The sequence below is a fragment of the Ruegeria sp. AP7 genome (genome assembly GCF_056539905.1).
Genome location: NZ_JBQFVT010000004.1, coordinates 240,798 through 257,290, shown reverse-complemented (window position 1 = coordinate 257,290; position 16,493 = coordinate 240,798). Strand labels below are relative to the sequence as shown.

Here is a 16,493-nt window from a genome sequence, read left to right as displayed (position 1 = left end):
TGAGTAATGTCAAAAACATTCATTTCTAAAATATGTCAGAATGCTCCATATAGATCAAGGAAATTGATTGAAGCACGGTGTTTCATCAGTCAAACATGAAAGGGCAATACCCATGACCCATCTAGCCATTTCGACTCTGCGTCGCATCAAAGGTAAATCGATTGGAGACCGCCTGCTCAACATGTTGAGCCTTTCGCGGCAACGGCAAAAACTGGCTCAGCTTGATGATCGCGCTTTGGAAGATATCGGAATCACCCGCTCCGAGGCAGAAGCCGAGGCTTCTCGCCCTATGTGGGATGCGCCTGACTGCTGGTACAAACACCTGTATTAATTGGACAATAGAAGAAATCTGGCGGCATTAGGGACTGCGCCGTCAGGTTTTTTGCACCAGTCGCGAAATTTGCCGACAGTTTTGCTGAGTTTTAGAGTGAAAACCCTTGAAACGAGGGCCGTACTCTCCGATATTTAGTGGGAAACCGGCCTGCAATCGCAGGCTGAGCACAGAATATTGAAGGGAGACCCTTAAATGGCACAATTCGACACGATCCGGACGGCGTCCGGGGCGCGCGCTGCCGAGATTGATGAGGGCCTGCGCGCCCATATGAACAAAGTCTACGGCACAATGTCCGTAGGTATGCTGATCACGTTTGCTGTTGCCTGGGCCGTTGGCTCAAGCCCGCAACTTCTGTCGATCTTCCGTGACCCAGTCACGCTTAGCCCGAATATCCTGGGTTGGATCGTGATGTTTGCACCTCTGGCGATGGTGTTCGGCTTTGGCGCCGCCATCAACCGTCTCTCGGCGTCTGGCGCGCAGCTGTTCTTCTATGCATTTGCAGCCGTCATGGGCCTGTCGCTGAGCTGGATTTTCGTTGCCTTCACCGGCATCTCGATCGCTCAGGTATTTCTGGTAACGTCGATCGCCTTTGCGGGCCTGTCGCTCTACGGATACGTCACTAAGAAAGACCTGTCTGGCATGGGTACGTTCCTGATGATGGGCGTCATCGGTCTGATCGTCGCGATGGTCATCAACATCTTCCTGCAATCGCCTGCGATCATGTTCGCTGTGTCGATCCTGGGTGTTCTGATCTTTGCGGGCCTGACCGCGTATGACACTCAGAAGATCAAAACGACCTATCTGCAGATGGCCCATGCGGGTGACCAGGAATGGCTAGGCAAGGCGGCCATCATGGGTGCACTGAACCTGTATCTGGACTTCATCAACATGTTCATGTTCCTGCTGCAGCTGCTTGGTAATCGCGAATAACGCGAACCTCATACTCACAGCCAAAGGGCGGGTCCGAAAAGACCCGCCCTTTTTGTTTGGATAATCGGAGGACCATTGATGTCCATCGCCACCATTTGCCCGTCACAGGCGCATCGCTTGTTGCCATTACTTCAACAGGTGCATGACCTGCACGTTCAGAAACAGCCACAGCGATACACACCTTTGCCAGATGACAAGGAAGTCGTTTCCTATCTTTCAGAATGGCTCAGCCACGACGCAGTGGTTGCATTGGGCTATGAGGAGAATCAAATACTGTTGGGATATGCGTTTTTTGAGCTTGAGAAGCGTGCTGCGACACCTTTTCGCCGGGCGGAAACACGTGCGATGCTGCACCACATCAGCGTCGATACCAAGCACCGTCGGAAAGGAATCGGATTAGCCTTGATAAACGAGGTTCGCGCACGTCTGCTTGCTGATGGCGGAGATGTTTTGGCCACGACCTATGCAACCTTCAATACGCCTTCGGCTGAATTGATGGCGCGCGCCGGGCTAAACCCCGTGATCAGTTTCGCTGAATGGCGCGTTGAATAACGGCGGAAACAGAAAACCCCCACCAAATTGGCGGGGGTACAAAATGGTTTGGTACTTTGGCAATCAGCTACAGTTCAGCGGCACCGCAAAACCAGAGCTGCGCTTGGACGAGCCTTTGCGGTAAACATCCCCAGCGGGCAAGCAACCGGTAAAGCGCTCGGTTCGCGCTCCGAAGGTTGCACCGATGGAATTGTCCACGCGAGTGTCCCCTTCTTCAGTTCGCAACACACCAAACAATGTCCCGTTCACACTGACCGTGCTCAGCAGCAGATTAGTGCTCTGGCCTGACAGCTGAACGGCGCTGGTATCAGTGCGTCCACCATTATCGATAGCTACTTTCGCCATCTTGGAAAGCTCGGTCTGATCAGACGAGACCTGAACCGTTGGCAACTTGGCGAGCTCTGCCGGGATGTTGGTTGCAGGTTGAACAAATGCCACGGCTCCTTTCACATCGGATACCGTACGCGGTTCACCATCTATCCCGGTGAAACCAACACCTTCGCGGTTAAACGGATCTTCGCAGGCTGACAGGGTCAGAACTGCAAGGGCGGGTAACAAGATTTTTTTCATGGCGGTCAACATTTTGGAAAGAGTTGCTGAAGCGTAGCGGCATGGAGTGCGTAAAAGCAAGCCGCCCTCACCCAGAACACCCGAGGGGCTGATGCGCCCCTGCAACGCCCGTGTTTCGCACCGACGCGCTGTGGGACGCCTAAAACCAACAAAAAAGGACCCCGCATCGGCAGAGTCCTTTTTCAAAAATTCAAGTCAGAGGGCAGATTACTTGATCTTGCCTTCTTTGTACTCGACATGTTTCCGAGCAACCGGATCGTATTTACGAATGGTCATTTTCTCGGTCATGGTGCGCGCATTCTTTTTGGTCACGTAGAAGTGGCCCGTGCCCGCGGTCGAGTTCAGACGGATCTTGATTGTCGTCGGCTTCGCCATGGTTATCTCCTGCGTCCGAAAAGGCAGGGGCCTTTCGGTTGAATCCTTATGAGCGTGCGCTTTTAACTGCTCGTACGCCCAAGTCAACCAGATTCGCCGTGTTCCGGGAACAATTCCCTACTCCGCCTCAACGGGGTGTCGCTTGGTGTGTTCACGAAACTGTGATAGGGTCACCGTGACCAAAGAGTCCGTGTTGCGATCATGGGCCAAATCTGACCGGGACTATCGTCCGGCACCCTACACCACTCACGTCAATAGTATCGCCCGGGTTACCCGGGTGTTCCTGAATTGCAGGCGTCTCAGCAAGCAATCTGGCCATGGAACCGGCCAGTCGGATGGTTCCGAATAGACTTAAACAGTGGGAGGTTTTCATGCCTGTATTCATCACTTACGCATCCTACTCATCCGAGGCCGTTCAGGCGATGGTTGCCAATCCTCAGGATCGTACCGGCCCGGTCAGTGCGCTGCTTGAGAAAGCGGGCGGAAAGCTGATCTCATTCTACGTTACCACCGGTAGCAACGATGTTGTTGTCATCAGCGAGGTCCCTGACGGCACTGATGCGGTCGCAATCGGGATGGCCGTTGCAAGCACGGGTGCAGTATCGAAAATCGAAACCGTGCGCGCATGGTCTGCCGAAGAGTTCGTTTCGGTCGCTGCAAAAGCAGCAACGCTAACCGGGGTGTATACGCCGCCGACGGGCTGAGGAATTATGCGCGGAGGGCCTGTAAGCCGGATCCTGTTCCGGGGTTACCCCCTTCGATGACCATTCCTCTAGGCCGTGCATTGCTGCGCGGCTCAAGCTGCCAACCCGGTCCCTCTCGGCCAAAGCGAGCCTAGCGGCGGTATCGGTTTGCACCGACCGGCCCGCGCGGGGACCCTATTCGGCATTGCTCCCGGTGGGGCTTGCCGTGCCGCCACTGTTGCCAGCGGCGCGGTGGGCTCTTACCCCACCGTTTCACCCTTACCTCGGGCCAAGGCCCGCGGCGGTCTGATTTCTGTGGCGCTTTCCGTCGGGTTTCCCCGCCCGGGCGTTACCCGGCACCGTTGCCTTGTGGAGTCCGGACTTTCCTCTCGGGCATATGCCCCAGCGGCCATCCGGCCCTCCGCGCGAGGTGTTGGGTATGCTTTGGGAGAGGTTACGTCAAGAGCGGTTGGAGGATGAAGGGGCCAGCCCCTTCTTGGCCTTCGGCCAATTCAACCCCGGGATATTTTTGGCCTGATGAAGTGCGGATCAGGTCGGATGTGGAGGAAGGGCCAGCGCTTTGAAATCGTCAGGGTGCAATGGGCCTGTGGCCCAGGGACGGTGGCGCAGGCGAATGGTTTTGAGCAGGATGTCATCATCGACATCAGCTGTATATCCCCGGGCTTGCGCGAGCGCCCGGAACGTCGTTTCGGAAGGCGCTTCGGTGCCAGTTGGAGCGGCAAGGCTTTGACGTTCCAGTCTTTGCCAATCAAAACGGGGGCCTGGGTCTGTCTTGCGCCCGGGTGCCATGTCGGAATGTCCAATGACACCTTCCGGAGAGATCGACCAGCGCCGCATGAGTTTGGACAGAAGTTGTTCCAGCGCGTTCATCTGAGGCTCGGAGAACGGGTGATCGCCCCGATTGTCCAATTCGATGCCAATGGAACGGGAATTTATATCCGTCTGCCCGTGCCACTCCCCGGCCCCGGCATGCCAGGCGCGGTCTTCCTCGCGCACAAGCTGCCAGAGCTCGCCATTGCCGCCGATCAGATAGTGAGCGGAAACTTCAGGACCGGGATCGCAAAGGCGCTCGAGCGCAGCTGATGCGCTTTCCATTGCGGTGTAGTGCAGAACGATCAGCGCAGGCTTCAACCCATCGCGCCGGGGGCCGAAATTGGGCGATGGATGCCAGATCGGCGGAAGCTCAGTTGTTGACGGCACTGCGGAATGCACTGGGGTCCCAGCCGCAGGCATAGCCGTCGCCATCCGGGTCCAGACCTTTACGGTCGCGCTGGGGACCGCCATTGGACAGAAATTCGATCTGGGCCTGATCCGGCGATGCGAATTGCGCACAGTTCCGCTCGGCTTTGGCCTGTAAATTGAACCCTGCACGGCTGTAGAGCTGGGTTCCGACGGGGTTTGACGTGTTCAACGCGTATTGCACGATGTTGGGCTGTCCATCTGTACCGCGCTGTGGAACCGCGGTTGGCGCGACAACTTCATATGTCTGTCGGTTCTGTTCGATCCGGGCCGCATCTGCATCGATACTACGCCTGTTTGAAACGGCTTCAAAATCCTGTTCGTCAGAAATGCCTGTGTTGTTTGCCACTGGGGCAATTAAGCCTTGCTGGTCAGACGTACTGGCCAGCGCCACAGCCGTCTGGTTTGCAATATCAGCCGCACTACCGTCATTCAGAGGAGCACCTTGCGCCGAAAGCGGCTGCTCCGAAATCGCTTCGGGTGGCAGCAGCGGGTTACCAGCGAGCCCCTGCCCGGCCAGTTCAGCCTCGCGTTGGGCCTGGTATTCCGGCGTATTGAACCCGGTACCCGATACAGGGGCGACCGTGTCACAGGCTGCTACCAGCCCGAGGGTCGAAATCAGAAGCAATTTACGCATTCGGCTGCTCCGCCTTCTTGTCGTTCTGCCGGTCAGAGAATTACCACCATTTGCCCGGCTTGGCCACAAACCCGGCGGCATTCTCAAGCGCGTAGGCGGTGTTGAGCAGATCGCCCTCTTCCCATGGGCGGCCGATCAGTTGCAGACCTAGCGGCAGTCCCTGAGCGTCCAGTCCCGCTGGAACCGAGATACCGGGCAGGCCAGCTAGGTTCACGGTCACTGTGAACACGTCGTTCAGATACATTTGAACCGGATCAGCTTCGGTCATCTCACCCAGGCCGAACGAAGCCGAAGGTGTGGCCGGGGTCAGGATTGCGTCAACGCCAGTCGCGAAGACATCTTCGAAGTCTTTTTTGATCAGTGTCCGCACTTTGCGGGCGCGGTTGTAGTAGGCGTCATAGAAACCCGCCGACAACACATATGTGCCGATCATTACCCGGCGCTGGACCTCGGGGCCGAAGCCTTCCGCGCGGGTCTTTTCATACATTTCGGTGATGCCGTCACCTTGTGCCAGCTGCGCGCGGCGGCCATAGCGGACACCGTCATAGCGGGCAAGGTTCGAAGACGCCTCAGCAGGAGCAATCACATAATATGCAGGTAGTGCGTATTTGGTATGCGGCAGCGAAATATCGACGATCTCAGCCCCTGCGTCTTTCAGCATCGCAGCGCCATCAACCCAGAGCTTTTCGATCTCGGCGGGCATACCGTCCATGCGGTATTCTTTGGGAATACCGATTTTCTTGCCCTTGATATCGCCGGTCAGCATTGCCTCAAAATTCGGCACCGCCAATTCGGCACTGGTGGAATCCTTGGGGTCATGGCCACACATGGTTTCCAGCATGATCGCCGCGTCACGTACGTTCTTGGTCATCGGGCCGGCCTGATCCAGCGACGAGGCGAAGGCAACGATGCCCCAGCGTGAGCAGCGGCCATAGGTCGGTTTGATGCCGGTAATGCCAACAAAGGCGGCAGGCTGCCGGATCGAACCGCCGGTATCGGTGCCAGTCGCAGCCAGACACAGATCGGCAGAAACAGCCGAGGCCGAACCACCAGAGGAGCCGCCTGGTGTTAGCTGAGCCTCGTCGTTGCCACGCCGCCACGGGCTGACGGCGTTACCATAAACGGAGGTTTCGTTGGACGAGCCCATGGCAAATTCGTCCATGTTCAGCTTGCCCAGCATCACTGCACCTGCGTCAGCCAATTGCTGAGACACAGTGGATTCGTATTCGGGCTTGAAGCCATCGAGTATCTTGGACGCGGCCTGCGAGGGAACACCTTTGGTGCAGAACAGATCTTTTATACCGATCGGCAAGCCGCACATCGAAGGGGCGTCGCCCGCTTTGATCCGATCATCTGCGGCCTTTGCACGCTCAATCGCAATCTCGGGTGTCTTGTGGACGAACGCGTTCAGCGCATCGGCTTCATCAATGGCTGTCAGGCAGGATTCAGTCAGTTCAACCGAAGTTACATCACCGGCACGCAACGCGTCGCGGGCTTCAGCCAGCCCCAGTTTGTTCAGTTCGCTCATGACTTACTCCACAACTTTGGGAACAGCGAAGAACCCTTCGCGCGCATCGGGGGCATTGGACAGAACTTTGTCCTGCTGATTTCCGTCAGTGACTTCGTCCTGACGACGCTTCAGACGCATCGGCGTGACCGAGACCATCGGCTCGACACCTTCGACATCCACTTCGTTCAGTTGCTCGATGAACCCAAGGATGGTGTTGAACTCGGATGCCAGCGCGGGCAGCGCGTCATCCTCGACCTTGATCCGGGCGAGTTTGGCCACCTTGGCGGCGGTGCTTTGGTCTATCGACATCGGAAAACCTCATATGCGTTCAGGGGCGTTTACCCGTCTGTCGCATCACTCGCAAGACCGGTCACCGGATGACGCCGCCGTGCGCACTCAATTCGCCAGCAGCCATGCGTTTTTGAATGCCCCATATGCAAATTGGTGAACTGATTAGTTCACTTTCGGCATTGAAAATTAAACCGAACTGTTCATTTCAATTGTGTGACACCACTCGAAACCGGAGACAGCATATGAAAACCTTTGTCCCTGCATTCATCTTGGCCGCCGTGGTTCTGACATCTCCTGCCCTAGCATTGGGAATAGACATGAACAATCTGACCCGAAACCTCAGCTTCCCTCAGCCTGTATCGGAGCCTGTGACCAAAGATCAAACCCAGACAGGCAAGTAGACCTGTCCCATGTGCCGGATTGGTTTCCCCCTCCTGATCCGGCACTTTTTCCAAATCACCGCTGTACCCTGACCGACAAGTCGTTAGCATGACCAAAGACCATCAGCCGAAACACCCACAGGTGACGATCAGGCGAGCTAACGGAGCAGAACATGAGCGCACGCAAGCAAGCAGTACTGAACGCAATTGACGCCGCCAATGCGGAAGATCCCAATATGGAAAACGGGCAGCCCGCAGAACTGCTGTATGGCCAGCGCATGAGTGCCGAGCTTGATCGCCTTTTCCCTAATGCATCTGATGCACTGCAGATTGCCGCGCGCGGGCAGCATGTCGAACGCTGGAAGCTGAAGCGCACCGAATATCCGGAAGGGCGGGCCGGTTATCTGGCATGGCGCAAGGCACAAGGTGTTTACCACGCGGACGTGGTGCGAGGCTTTATGGAACAAGCCGAATACGGTGCGGATCAAATCGAAGCAGTCGAACAGATGCTGCGCAAACAAGGTATCAAGCGCCATGCCGACGTGCAGGCGCTTGAGGATGTGATCTGTTTTGTTTTCCTGAAATGGTATTTTGAACCCTTCGCAGCGAAGCATTCAGCCGAGAAAATTCAGCGCATCGTAGAAAAAACCGCTATCAAGATGTCCGCCGAAGGCCGCGCCAGAGTTTTGGCGGAATTTGATCTGCCCGAGGCTTTGGCGGCAGCATTCCGTGACTGACCTCAAGTGATTCCAAGGTACTGGTAGCCCGCCAATGTGTTTTGGTTTGGCCTCAAGTACCCGGCGCAGTCGTAACAGGCACCTTCCGAACGGCGCGCAGATATACCTCGATCATCCAGCCCAGCATGGTGGCGTTCAGTATGTGCCACATGAAATGCGTTCCGATGGGAAAGTGACTGCAGGTTGGCTCATCCAAGGCTCGGAAAATGATCGAGGCGATCAGTATGCCAGCCCCGATCGCCAACCCGCGCGCTGTATCAGGGGTTCGCGACCTCAACAGTAAAGCATAAATCAGGATCAATAGCGGCACCGGTGCATAGGCTGCTGAACCGCCTAAACCCGGCACCAGCTGAAACACGGGAATCGTCAACGCCGCGTAGGGAATGAACAGCGCGGTCAGACCCAGCGCATAAACGGGCCGCATCCCCCAGACATCCCGGTTCACCGCAAAGACATAAACCAGAATATAAAGCAAGATCGGCGTTGTATCTGCTATCGCGGCCCAAACCTGTGCATGCGTATGAAACAGGTAGCTGCCGACACCAATCATTGTCAGTATCACAACCAAGGCCATCGCCAGCGGGGCACCCTGCCCTCGCACCCTGCGCCACATGACGAATGCCGCAACAAGAAACGCCACATTGGTCACGGCGTTTATCGGCTCGGCCCAATACGATGGCGAGAGCCGCTCGCAATAACCGTCAATATACTGCGTCCAGTCCATGGATTTTTACATAGCCGATGCTAGGCTGACGCCAAGCAGAATTTGGGAGAGTTCACTATGGAAATTATTTGGCTGGGACATGGCAGCTTTCGCATCGAAACATCGGGGCAGGTCCTGCTGGTCGATCCCTGGCTGACGGGGAACCCGTCATTGCCCGAAGATCAGCATGATGCGGCGGTGGAGGGTGCAACCCATATCCTACTGACCCATACCCATTTCGATCATGTCGTTGATGTATTGCCACTGGCCAAACATCTGAACGTACCCGTCGTGGGACAGTACGATCTGATGGGCTATTGGGCCGAGGCGGAAGGGATCGAAACAGTTGGTTTCAATAAAGGCGGCACAGTTGACCTTAGCGGTATCAAGGTATCGATGGTCCCAGCCTCGCACAGTTCGACCTTTTCAACCCCCGACGGATTGCGTACCGGTGGGACCGAAGTCGGGTATATGATCTCAACCGAGGGCCGAATGGTGTACGTCTCTGGCGACACCGATATCATGGCGGATATGGATTGGATGGGGGAATTCTACAAACCCGATATCGGCATCCTATCTGCTGGCGGTCACTTTACCATGGACATGAAAGGCGCGGCCTACGCGGCCAAACGGTACTTTGACTTCAAAACAATTATTCCGTGCCACTACCAGACCTTTCCGATTCTCGAACAATCGGCTCAGGCCCTGATTGACGGCCTGCCGGGCGTCGATGTGATCGAACCCGAAGTGATGAAAGCGATTTCTCTCTGATGCCCGCCACAGATTTCAGCGCCCAGGAATTTGCCGACCGTATCGCGAAGACCCGCGCAGCAATGGAACAGCAGGGGATCGAAACCCTGCTTATAACCGACCCATCGAACATGGCGTGGCTTACCGGTTACGACGGGTGGAGTTTTTATGTACCCCAGATGGTCATCCTGCCAGCGAACGGTTCTCCACTATGGTGGGGGCGTACGCAGGACAAGGCTGGTGCAGCGCAGACCACATGGATGGATGCATCTGATCTTCTGGACTGGCCTGAAGAGCACGTTCAACACCCCGACCACCATCCCGTCGATTCCCTCGCCAAATTTTTGCGGGACCGCGGATGGACTTCGGCACTGGGTGTCGAAATGGACAACTACTATTACTCGGCCGCCAGTCATCGCATACTGCAGAACGCATTCGGTGACGCTGCGATTTTGGATGCCACTGGCCTGGTAAACTGGCAGCGGGCAGTCAAAAGCGACGCCGAAGTCGAAATGATGCGAAAAGCAGGGCGGCTTACCGCCCATATGCACCAGGTGTTGCGCGATGCGTTCCGCGAAGGGCTCCCAAAAAACCAACTGGTTGCCGAAGTTCAGGCGGCAGGCATCGCCGGATTGCCGGGACTGGCCGGGGACTATCCCGCAATCGTTCCAATCGCCCCTTCAGGTACCGAGGCGTCTGCCTCGCACATCACCTGGAACGACAGACCCTTAACGCGGGATGAGGCAACGTACTTTGAAATCTCAGGCTGTTATCGCCGTTATCATTGCCCGGCCAGTCGCAGCCTGTTTCTGGGTGATCCTCCGGAAGATATTCGCCGCGCCGAGGCTGCTGTGCTCAGGGCCATCGATGATGCCTTGAGTGCGGCGCGTCCGGGCACAACTTGCGAAGAGGTCGCGAACTGTGTTTACGAAAGTTTCGCCCGTGCCGGATATGTCAAAGCCAACCGCACCGGCTATCCGATCGGATTAAGTTACCCTCCCGATTGGGGTGAACGCACCATGAGCCTGCGGCCGGGTGACACGACCGAACTTCAGGAAAATATGACATTCCATTTGATGCCCGGGCTCTGGACTTCGGATTGGGGACTGGCGATCACCGAGAGCTTTTTGGTTACCGCCAATGGCGGCCAGCCATTGGCAGATATCCCTCGGGAGCTTGTGGTAAAATCCAAATGAATCAGCCTATTCGCCCATCGCCGGAGTTGATCGCGGTGGTGCGACGCTGGAATGACGCTGTTCGAACCAAAGATGGAGCGGCGCTCTACAACATGCTGTCGACGTCTGAGTACCTGCGATATCAAGGCTCAGCGGATGGGGAGATTTGGTCAGGCTCGCTATTCCGAAAGGGTTTCCCTGATCATGTGGCCGAAATTCCCGACTACAGTTGGGAAGAACACGGCCTAGAGGCATTTGAATGCGGTACAGTTGGTTGGGCCCATTGCGTTGCAACGCTTCGCTTTGCCACTAACCAAAAGGCAATGTTGCATAGGTTCACCTTCATCCTGCATCTCGAAGATGGTGTGTGGAAGATGATACATTGCCACGTGTCCAATCCGATCCCCAACATGGAAAAAATCGGTATCGAGCACAAAGCCCTGGACGCGCTGGTAGCAGCTGCACGCGACGGGTTTCGTCAGGATCAGCGCGAGGGCATGGCTTCGGTTATGTTCACTGACATCGTCAATTCATCGGCTATTGCCGACAAGCTGGGAGATCGGGTTTGGACCGATGCTATTCAAAAACACTTTGAATTGGCTCGTGACGTCATCGAGGCTCAGAGCGGAACGCTGGTAAAGTCGCTGGGGGATGGAACCATGTCCAGCTTCTCGTCGGCGCGGTCGGCACTGATGGCCGCAGTCGACCTGCAGCGGCGCAACGCCAGTGAATTGGGCGAACCAACGCTGCAGATTCGCGTCGGCATACATACGGGAGATGTGATCCAGACCGATGACGATTTCTTCGGTACGGTGGTTAACAAGGCCGCCCGGATCGCGGCCTCAGCCGCACCGGGAGAGGTCCGTTTGTCCGACGCAACCCAGCTTTTGGCGGACGGGCAAGATGGGATGACCTTTGGCACACCAAGATCAGTTTCGCTGAAAGGTCTGCCCGGCGATCATACGATCTATAGCTTAAGTTGGTAGCGCGCTAACGCCGCCCCGCGAAAAAATCCTTGAGCAATCGCTCGGCCTCTTCGGCACCGATCCCATCATAGATTTCAGGGGTATGATGCGCCTGCGGATGCGAAAATACCCGCGCGCCGTGGGCGACGCCGCCCGATTTCGGATCGGATGCGCCGTAGTACACACGCCGGATACGCGCCGCAGCCAGTGCTGCCGCACACATGGCACAGGGTTCTAGCGTCACATATACATCGTGATCCGGCAGCCGCTCCGATCCGGCGTGTGCGCAGGCGGCGCGCAGCACCAGTATTTCGGCATGGGCGGTGGGATCGTTCAACTCGCGTGTCCGATTACCTTCAGCGGCAACCACCTGACCGTCCGGTCCGATAATTACAGCACCCACGGGCACCTCCCCCCGGTTTGCCGCCGCCTGCGCCTGTTCCAGCGCCAGTTTCATGTGAGATCGGAACTCCATGCCTCTGACTGCCCCAGAAACCCGGCTTTCGCAAGCCGCCGGGATAGGCTATGGGCGGGGGATGACCAATACCCCTCCTCCCGGCGATCGGATCGCCAAAGTGCTTGCCCGCGCCGGTGTCGCCTCGCGTCGCGAGGCTGAACGCATGATCGAAGCCGGTCGTGTGACCGTGAATGGCAAACCCATCAGTAGCCCAGCGCTGAACGTGACGGCCAAGGACAGGATCACTGTCGATGGCAAACCCGTGTCCGAGCCCGAGCCATCTCGCCTATGGCTCTATCACAAGCCTCCAGGCCTTGTGACGACGGCGCGTGATGAAAAGGGACGCAAGACGATCTTCGACGATCTGCCAGAGGACATGCCGAGGGTCATGAGTGTCGGACGGCTCGACCTGAATTCGGAAGGGTTGCTGCTGCTCACCAATGATGGCGGCATCAAGCGCAAGCTTGAACTGCCCGCCACCGGATGGCTGCGCAAATACCGGGTGCGGGTTAACGGGCGCCCCAAGGATGAAGATTTTGCACCGCTTCGCAAGGGATTGGTCATAGACGGGGAACGGTTTCAGCCCATGACCGTTACATTGGACCGCCAACAGGGTGCGAACGCCTGGCTAACCATCGGTCTGCGCGAAGGCAAGAACCGCGAGATTCGCCGAGCAATCGAAGATATCGGCTATGCGGTAAACCGGCTTTTGCGGATTTCTTATGGCCCGTTTCAGCTTGGTGACTTGAAATCCGGTGAGGTTGAAGAGATTCGTCGGCGTGTTATGCGTGATCAATTGGGGATGGACGCTGAAGAAAGCGGCAAGCCAACCGTCAAACGCCCTGCCCGGCCTCAGCGCAAAAGGCCGACAATCGGCAAGAAACCTCGCAAGTGACGCAGCTTAAGTAACCTTCCCCCTAGCGCCAAGCCATCGCATCGCCTAAATTTTCTGTGATAGCGACAGTTTGGGGGCACCATGTCCGGGACCGGAGTACAAAAATTGGCGTATGCAGCGCTGCTGGTGCTGTTGTTCGGCGTCTGTACCGGCGTGCTTGGGGGCTTGTAAGGGCATGGCCAAAAGGTTCGGTGGGAAATTCAGCCCTCAGGGTGCGTCGTCAGACCAAGATCAACCCTCTCGTGGACAGTTTGACGGAGCTCGGGTCGAACCGGCGGGTGCACGCGCGAACCTCCTATTTGTGCCCGCAATTCCGTTGGTATTCCTGTCACTGAACGACGGCGCTATAGGAATGACAATTGGTTTGATCGCTGCAGGTCTGCTGACGGCCGCCGCATTCTTGCTGCGCGAAGGGCTGCGAGCGGAATCTGCATACAATGCCAAACGTACCGCCCGCCGCCCGGCCTTCCCCCGCAAAATCTTCTCAAGCGTCCTGACTGGGCTGGGCACGGCATTGGCCGCGTATCGAACAGAGTTTCTAGATGCAGAAACCGCAGCTCAGGCCAGCCTGTTGGCACCGGTTCTGTTTGGGGTTGTTGCCGCTGCATTACATTCGGTGTCCTTTGGCATCGACCCCTTGAAAGACAAGGGTATGGAAGGCATCGACACCTTCCAACAAGATCGCGTGGCGCGCGTTGTTGAGGATGCGGAATCTCACCTGACCCAAATGACAGACGCGATCAAACGCGCCGGAGACCGTCAGATCGAAGCGCGTGTCGAGCGGTTTCAAGATACCGCCCGCGATTTGTTCCGAACGGTCGAAGAAGACCCACGTGATCTGGCGGGCGCGCGGAAATATCTGACGGTTTACTTGCAGGGCGCACGCGATGCGACGGTGAAGTTCTCGGACGTCTTTGCGCGTACCCGCGATGCGCAGGCGCTGGCAGATTATTCGGCCCTGCTGGACGATCTCGAACAGAATTTCGCGGCGCGGACGCGAAAGATGCTATTGGATGACCGCAGTGATCTGACGGTTGAAATTGATGTGCTGCGTGACCGGCTGCAGCGCGAAGGCGTCCGGTTGGATTGACCGGCTTTTATGTAAGCGAGGATTACCCCATGTCCGATGAGATCAAGAACAAGGCAGTCGAGGCTGAAACGCTGGTGCAAGAAGTCACCGCCGTCGCCCTCCCTGAGCCGCAGGCTGAGATTGTGCCGCTTGAAGACGCCGACGAAACGGTTGGCGTCGAAATCCGCAAGCGGATGGGTGAGATCGACATGGGCGACACAAACTCGATCGTGTCATTTGGATCATCCGCACAGGCGGAATTGCAGGAGATCAGTCAGGCGATGCTGGCCGATGTCCGCAATAAGGATGTGGGCCCGGCGGGAGACAGCCTTCGCAATATCGTAACGACGATCAGAGGTTTCTCTGTCAGCGAATTAGACGTTCGCCGCGAGCGTAGTTGGTGGGAAAAACTGCTAGGCCGCGCAGCACCCTTTGCCAAGTTCACGGCGCAGTATGAGGACGTTCAAAGCCAGATCGACCGGATCACAGACGACCTCTTGGGCCATGAGCACACCTTGCTGAAAGATATCAAGTCTCTGGATCTTCTGTATGAAAAGACGCTGGAGTTCTACGACGAACTCGCGCTTTACATTGCGGCGGGTGAGGAAAAGCTGACCGAACTGGACAGCCATGACATTCCCGAAAAAGAGGCCGAGGTTCAGGCCGCACCCGATGACCAGCAGGTGATGAAGGCGCAGGAATTGCGCGATTTGCGCGCCGCGCGCGACGATCTGGAACGCCGGGTCCACGACCTCAAACTGACCCGTCAGGTGACGATGCAGTCGCTGCCCTCGATCCGCTTGGTGCAGGAAAACGATAAATCGCTGGTGACCAAGATCAATTCAACCCTCGTCAATACCGTGCCGCTTTGGGAAACCCAGCTGGCACAAGCGGTAACCATCCAGCGCAGTGCTGAAGCTGCAGCCGCAGTACGTGATGCCAATGATCTGACCAACGAGCTGCTGACCTCGAACGCGGCCAACCTGCGCGAGTCTAACAAGATGATCCGCGAAGAGATGGAGCGTGGTGTCTTCGACATCGAAGCCGTCAAACAGGCCAACGCTGACCTGATCGGTACGATCAACGAAAGCCTCGCCATTGCGGACGAAGGCAAAGCCAAGCGCGCCGCCGCCGAGGAAGAATTGAAGAAGATGGAGGCCGAGTTGCGCGACACGCTCGCCTCGGCCAAAGCGCGACAGGACGGGATCGGTGACAATGCCGGAACGGCTGTCCCCGGATAATGGAAACAGCGGGCGTGCGGCCATTACATCGCGCTAGGACTGCAACATTGGTAGTTTCGCTGCTGGCATTAGCTGGCTGCGAAGAGGCCTTGACGACGTCCATCGCTCCGGAACCCCGCCCAGAGCAACCTCAGGGATTGAGCAATGCCTATCAGCCCCCTTCGCCCGCCAGCCTCGACCTCGCGCGGTACTATGAAAGCGTTCAAAACAACCTGCTGACGCGCGGGCTGTTGCGTACCGATGGTGGTGGGCCGGATACGCCCTACGACGCCGATGACCTCGCACGGAATTTCGAAACCATTGCGTTTTATAATGAATATCCGGGGGAGGCTGTCTCGAGCGGTAGCAGAAGAACCAGCCGACAGTTAAGTCGCTGGTCGTCACCCGTACGCATCAAACCCGAATTCGGACCCTCAGTCGCGCCAAACGTTCGCCAGCAAGAGACTGCCCGAATTGACGCCTATGCCAACCGTTTGTCGCGGCTGACTCGACATCCGGTCTCGACCACCACCCGGAATGCGAACTTTCACGTATTCGTGGCGGGTGAAGATGATACCGCCTATGTACAAGCCCGGTTGCGACAACTGATCCCCGGCATAGGACAGGCGCAGCTTGATCTCTTCGACAAACTGCCGCGGTCTTTCTATTGTTTTGTGTTTGCGTCGGCATCGAACAGCGCGCCTCAGACTTATACCCGGGCTGTTGCCCTGATACGGGCAGAACATCCCGATCTGGTGCGCCTGAGCTGCGTTCATGAAGAGATTGCGCAAGGATTGGGGCTTCCGAATGACAGCCCATCGGCCCGACCGTCGATCTTCAATGATGACGACGAGTTCGCCCTGCTCACCAGCCATGACGAAAAACTACTGACGATTCTTTACGACCCGCGCTTGAAAGCGGGCATGACCGCTGACGAGGCACGTCCGGTGGTCCGTATCATTGCACGCGAATTGATGGGGCAGTCGCTCTGACCCCGAAG

Annotated in this window: 21 protein-coding genes and 1 other RNA gene; 13 read left to right on the top strand and 9 right to left on the bottom strand. The window is 56.9% G+C overall.

Features of this window, described 5'->3' with window-relative positions:
- The first annotated feature begins 112 nt into the window (after positions 1–112).
- From ACR0KN_RS10500 to ACR0KN_RS10490, 3 genes are all read left to right on the top strand, one after another.
- Positions 113–331: a DUF1127 domain-containing protein gene (locus tag ACR0KN_RS10500; RefSeq protein WP_170472574.1), complete on the top strand. Its 219-nt coding sequence runs from the start codon at positions 113–115 to the stop codon at positions 329–331.
- A 195-nt stretch (positions 332–526) separates the two neighbouring features.
- Positions 527–1,264: a Bax inhibitor-1/YccA family protein gene (locus ACR0KN_RS10495; protein WP_010441904.1), complete on the top strand. Its 738-nt coding sequence runs from the start codon at positions 527–529 to the stop codon at positions 1,262–1,264.
- A 78-nt stretch (positions 1,265–1,342) separates the two neighbouring features.
- Positions 1,343–1,816: a GNAT family N-acetyltransferase gene (locus ACR0KN_RS10490; RefSeq protein ID WP_480653349.1), complete on the top strand. Its 474-nt coding sequence runs from the start codon at positions 1,343–1,345 to the stop codon at positions 1,814–1,816.
- 63 nt (positions 1,817–1,879) lie between these two features.
- Here ACR0KN_RS10490 and ACR0KN_RS10485 read toward each other — a convergent pair whose 3' ends face one another.
- Positions 1,880–2,386, bottom strand: a complete 507-nt coding sequence (locus tag ACR0KN_RS10485; RefSeq protein WP_480653347.1) for a hypothetical protein — start codon at positions 2,384–2,386, stop codon at positions 1,880–1,882.
- Positions 2,387–2,593: 207 nt separating this feature from the next.
- Complete coding sequence (rpmG, locus tag ACR0KN_RS10480) at positions 2,594–2,761, bottom strand: 50S ribosomal protein L33 (RefSeq protein WP_010441901.1); 168 nt, start codon at positions 2,759–2,761, stop codon at positions 2,594–2,596.
- Between the two features lie 371 nt (positions 2,762–3,132).
- Here rpmG and ACR0KN_RS10475 point away from each other — a divergent pair, with 371 nt between their 5' ends.
- Positions 3,133–3,465: a GYD domain-containing protein gene (locus ACR0KN_RS10475; RefSeq protein WP_010441900.1), complete on the top strand. Its 333-nt coding sequence runs from the start codon at positions 3,133–3,135 to the stop codon at positions 3,463–3,465.
- A 6-nt stretch (positions 3,466–3,471) separates the two neighbouring features.
- On the opposite strand, the gene rnpB is transcribed toward ACR0KN_RS10475, so the two are convergent.
- The 5 genes from rnpB to gatC all read right to left on the bottom strand — a co-directional run bounded on the left by rnpB (position 3,472) and on the right by gatC (position 7,160).
- Positions 3,472–3,869, bottom strand: an RNA gene (gene rnpB, locus ACR0KN_RS10470) — RNase P RNA component class A.
- 124 nt (positions 3,870–3,993) lie between these two features.
- Positions 3,994–4,698, bottom strand: a complete 705-nt coding sequence (locus tag ACR0KN_RS10465; protein WP_480653521.1) for an N-acetylmuramoyl-L-alanine amidase — start codon at positions 4,696–4,698, stop codon at positions 3,994–3,996.
- A complete protein-coding gene (locus ACR0KN_RS10460; RefSeq protein WP_480653345.1) occupies positions 4,649–5,341 on the bottom strand; it encodes a hypothetical protein in 693 nt (230 codons plus the stop codon). The genes ACR0KN_RS10465 and ACR0KN_RS10460 overlap by 50 nt, the downstream gene beginning before the upstream one ends.
- 40 nt (positions 5,342–5,381) lie before the next feature.
- On the bottom strand, positions 5,382–6,869 hold the full coding sequence (gene gatA, locus ACR0KN_RS10455; protein ID WP_319544947.1) for an Asp-tRNA(Asn)/Glu-tRNA(Gln) amidotransferase subunit GatA: 1,488 nt from the start codon (positions 6,867–6,869) through the stop codon (positions 5,382–5,384).
- Between the two features lie 3 nt (positions 6,870–6,872).
- Complete coding sequence (gene gatC, locus ACR0KN_RS10450; protein WP_170472591.1) at positions 6,873–7,160, bottom strand: Asp-tRNA(Asn)/Glu-tRNA(Gln) amidotransferase subunit GatC; 288 nt, start codon at positions 7,158–7,160, stop codon at positions 6,873–6,875.
- Positions 7,161–7,384: 224 nt separating this feature from the next.
- On the opposite strand from gatC, the gene ACR0KN_RS10445 reads away from it, so the two are divergent.
- Positions 7,385–7,543, top strand: a complete 159-nt coding sequence (locus ACR0KN_RS10445) for a hypothetical protein (RefSeq protein WP_010441895.1) — start codon at positions 7,385–7,387, stop codon at positions 7,541–7,543.
- 152 nt (positions 7,544–7,695) lie between these two features.
- A complete protein-coding gene (locus ACR0KN_RS10440; protein ID WP_480455643.1) occupies positions 7,696–8,259 on the top strand; it encodes a DUF4202 domain-containing protein in 564 nt (187 codons plus the stop codon).
- Positions 8,260–8,311: 52 nt separating this feature from the next.
- Here the strand turns inward: ACR0KN_RS10440 and ACR0KN_RS10435 are convergent, their stop codons facing one another.
- On the bottom strand, positions 8,312–8,983 hold the full coding sequence (locus ACR0KN_RS10435) for a ceramidase (protein ID WP_260022741.1): 672 nt from the start codon (positions 8,981–8,983) through the stop codon (positions 8,312–8,314).
- A 57-nt stretch (positions 8,984–9,040) separates the two neighbouring features.
- Between ACR0KN_RS10435 and ACR0KN_RS10430 the strand changes: the two genes are divergently transcribed.
- Genes ACR0KN_RS10430 through ACR0KN_RS10420 form a run of 3 tightly spaced genes read left to right on the top strand, consistent with a single transcriptional unit; the run spans position 9,041 to position 11,873 of the window.
- Positions 9,041–9,733, top strand: a complete 693-nt coding sequence (locus ACR0KN_RS10430; protein ID WP_260022742.1) for a metal-dependent hydrolase — start codon at positions 9,041–9,043, stop codon at positions 9,731–9,733.
- A complete protein-coding gene (locus ACR0KN_RS10425; RefSeq protein WP_480653341.1) occupies positions 9,733–10,908 on the top strand; it encodes a M24 family metallopeptidase in 1,176 nt (391 codons plus the stop codon). Before ACR0KN_RS10430 ends, ACR0KN_RS10425 begins: the two co-directional genes overlap by 1 nt.
- A complete protein-coding gene (locus ACR0KN_RS10420) occupies positions 10,905–11,873 on the top strand; it encodes an adenylate/guanylate cyclase domain-containing protein (RefSeq protein ID WP_480653340.1) in 969 nt (322 codons plus the stop codon). Before ACR0KN_RS10425 ends, ACR0KN_RS10420 begins: the two co-directional genes overlap by 4 nt.
- Positions 11,874–11,877: 4 nt before the next feature.
- Here the strand turns inward: ACR0KN_RS10420 and ACR0KN_RS10415 are convergent, their stop codons facing one another.
- Positions 11,878–12,327: a nucleoside deaminase gene (locus ACR0KN_RS10415; protein ID WP_480653338.1), complete on the bottom strand. Its 450-nt coding sequence runs from the start codon at positions 12,325–12,327 to the stop codon at positions 11,878–11,880.
- On the opposite strand from ACR0KN_RS10415, the gene ACR0KN_RS10410 reads away from it, so the two are divergent.
- The 4 genes from ACR0KN_RS10410 to ACR0KN_RS10395 all read left to right on the top strand — a co-directional run bounded on the left by ACR0KN_RS10410 (position 12,326) and on the right by ACR0KN_RS10395 (position 16,485).
- Positions 12,326–13,204 (top strand): pseudouridine synthase, encoded by an 879-nt coding sequence (locus ACR0KN_RS10410; RefSeq protein WP_319544955.1) that lies wholly within the window; start codon positions 12,326–12,328, stop codon positions 13,202–13,204. The genes ACR0KN_RS10415 and ACR0KN_RS10410 overlap by 2 nt on opposite strands.
- Positions 13,205–13,379: 175 nt before the next feature.
- Complete coding sequence (locus ACR0KN_RS10405; protein ID WP_480653336.1) at positions 13,380–14,294, top strand: 5-bromo-4-chloroindolyl phosphate hydrolysis family protein; 915 nt, start codon at positions 13,380–13,382, stop codon at positions 14,292–14,294.
- A 29-nt stretch (positions 14,295–14,323) separates the two neighbouring features.
- Positions 14,324–15,514, top strand: coding sequence for a toxic anion resistance protein (locus ACR0KN_RS10400; RefSeq protein WP_480653334.1), 1,191 nt, complete (start codon positions 14,324–14,326; stop codon positions 15,512–15,514).
- Positions 15,514–16,485 carry a DUF2927 domain-containing protein gene (locus tag ACR0KN_RS10395; protein ID WP_170541010.1) on the top strand — a complete coding sequence of 324 codons (972 nt, stop codon included), beginning with the start codon at positions 15,514–15,516 and terminating at the stop codon, positions 16,483–16,485. Before ACR0KN_RS10400 ends, ACR0KN_RS10395 begins: the two co-directional genes overlap by 1 nt.
- The last annotated feature ends 8 nt before the right edge of the window (positions 16,486–16,493 follow it).

Bases quoted from the DNA above. Each gene is read 5' to 3' on its own strand.
- ACR0KN_RS10490 (WP_480653349.1), top strand. From the start codon at position 1,343: ATGTCCATCGCCACCATTTGCCCGTCACAGGCGCATCGCTTGTTGCCA.
- ACR0KN_RS10435 (WP_260022741.1), bottom strand. From the start codon at position 8,983: ATGGACTGGACGCAGTATATTGACGGTTATTGCGAGCGGCTCTCGCCA.
- ACR0KN_RS10445 (WP_010441895.1), top strand. From the start codon at position 7,385: ATGAAAACCTTTGTCCCTGCATTCATCTTGGCCGCCGTGGTTCTGACA.
- ACR0KN_RS10420 (WP_480653340.1), top strand. From the start codon at position 10,905: ATGAATCAGCCTATTCGCCCATCGCCGGAGTTGATCGCGGTGGTGCGA.
- ACR0KN_RS10425 (WP_480653341.1), top strand. From the start codon at position 9,733: ATGCCCGCCACAGATTTCAGCGCCCAGGAATTTGCCGACCGTATCGCG.
- gatA (WP_319544947.1), bottom strand. From the start codon at position 6,869: ATGAGCGAACTGAACAAACTGGGGCTGGCTGAAGCCCGCGACGCGTTG.
- ACR0KN_RS10415 (WP_480653338.1), bottom strand. From the start codon at position 12,327: ATGGAGTTCCGATCTCACATGAAACTGGCGCTGGAACAGGCGCAGGCG.
- ACR0KN_RS10430 (WP_260022742.1), top strand. From the start codon at position 9,041: ATGGAAATTATTTGGCTGGGACATGGCAGCTTTCGCATCGAAACATCG.
- ACR0KN_RS10485 (WP_480653347.1), bottom strand. From the start codon at position 2,386: ATGAAAAAAATCTTGTTACCCGCCCTTGCAGTTCTGACCCTGTCAGCC.
- ACR0KN_RS10495 (WP_010441904.1), top strand. From the start codon at position 527: ATGGCACAATTCGACACGATCCGGACGGCGTCCGGGGCGCGCGCTGCC.
- ACR0KN_RS10500 (WP_170472574.1), top strand. From the start codon at position 113: ATGACCCATCTAGCCATTTCGACTCTGCGTCGCATCAAAGGTAAATCG.
- rpmG (WP_010441901.1), bottom strand. From the start codon at position 2,761: ATGGCGAAGCCGACGACAATCAAGATCCGTCTGAACTCGACCGCGGGC.
- ACR0KN_RS10465 (WP_480653521.1), bottom strand. From the start codon at position 4,698: ATGCCTGCGGCTGGGACCCCAGTGCATTCCGCAGTGCCGTCAACAACT.
- ACR0KN_RS10395 (WP_170541010.1), top strand. From the start codon at position 15,514: ATGGAAACAGCGGGCGTGCGGCCATTACATCGCGCTAGGACTGCAACA.
- ACR0KN_RS10405 (WP_480653336.1), top strand. From the start codon at position 13,380: ATGGCCAAAAGGTTCGGTGGGAAATTCAGCCCTCAGGGTGCGTCGTCA.
- ACR0KN_RS10440 (WP_480455643.1), top strand. From the start codon at position 7,696: ATGAGCGCACGCAAGCAAGCAGTACTGAACGCAATTGACGCCGCCAAT.
- ACR0KN_RS10400 (WP_480653334.1), top strand. From the start codon at position 14,324: ATGTCCGATGAGATCAAGAACAAGGCAGTCGAGGCTGAAACGCTGGTG.
- gatC (WP_170472591.1), bottom strand. From the start codon at position 7,160: ATGTCGATAGACCAAAGCACCGCCGCCAAGGTGGCCAAACTCGCCCGG.
- ACR0KN_RS10475 (WP_010441900.1), top strand. From the start codon at position 3,133: ATGCCTGTATTCATCACTTACGCATCCTACTCATCCGAGGCCGTTCAG.
- ACR0KN_RS10410 (WP_319544955.1), top strand. From the start codon at position 12,326: ATGCCTCTGACTGCCCCAGAAACCCGGCTTTCGCAAGCCGCCGGGATA.
- ACR0KN_RS10460 (WP_480653345.1), bottom strand. From the start codon at position 5,341: ATGCGTAAATTGCTTCTGATTTCGACCCTCGGGCTGGTAGCAGCCTGT.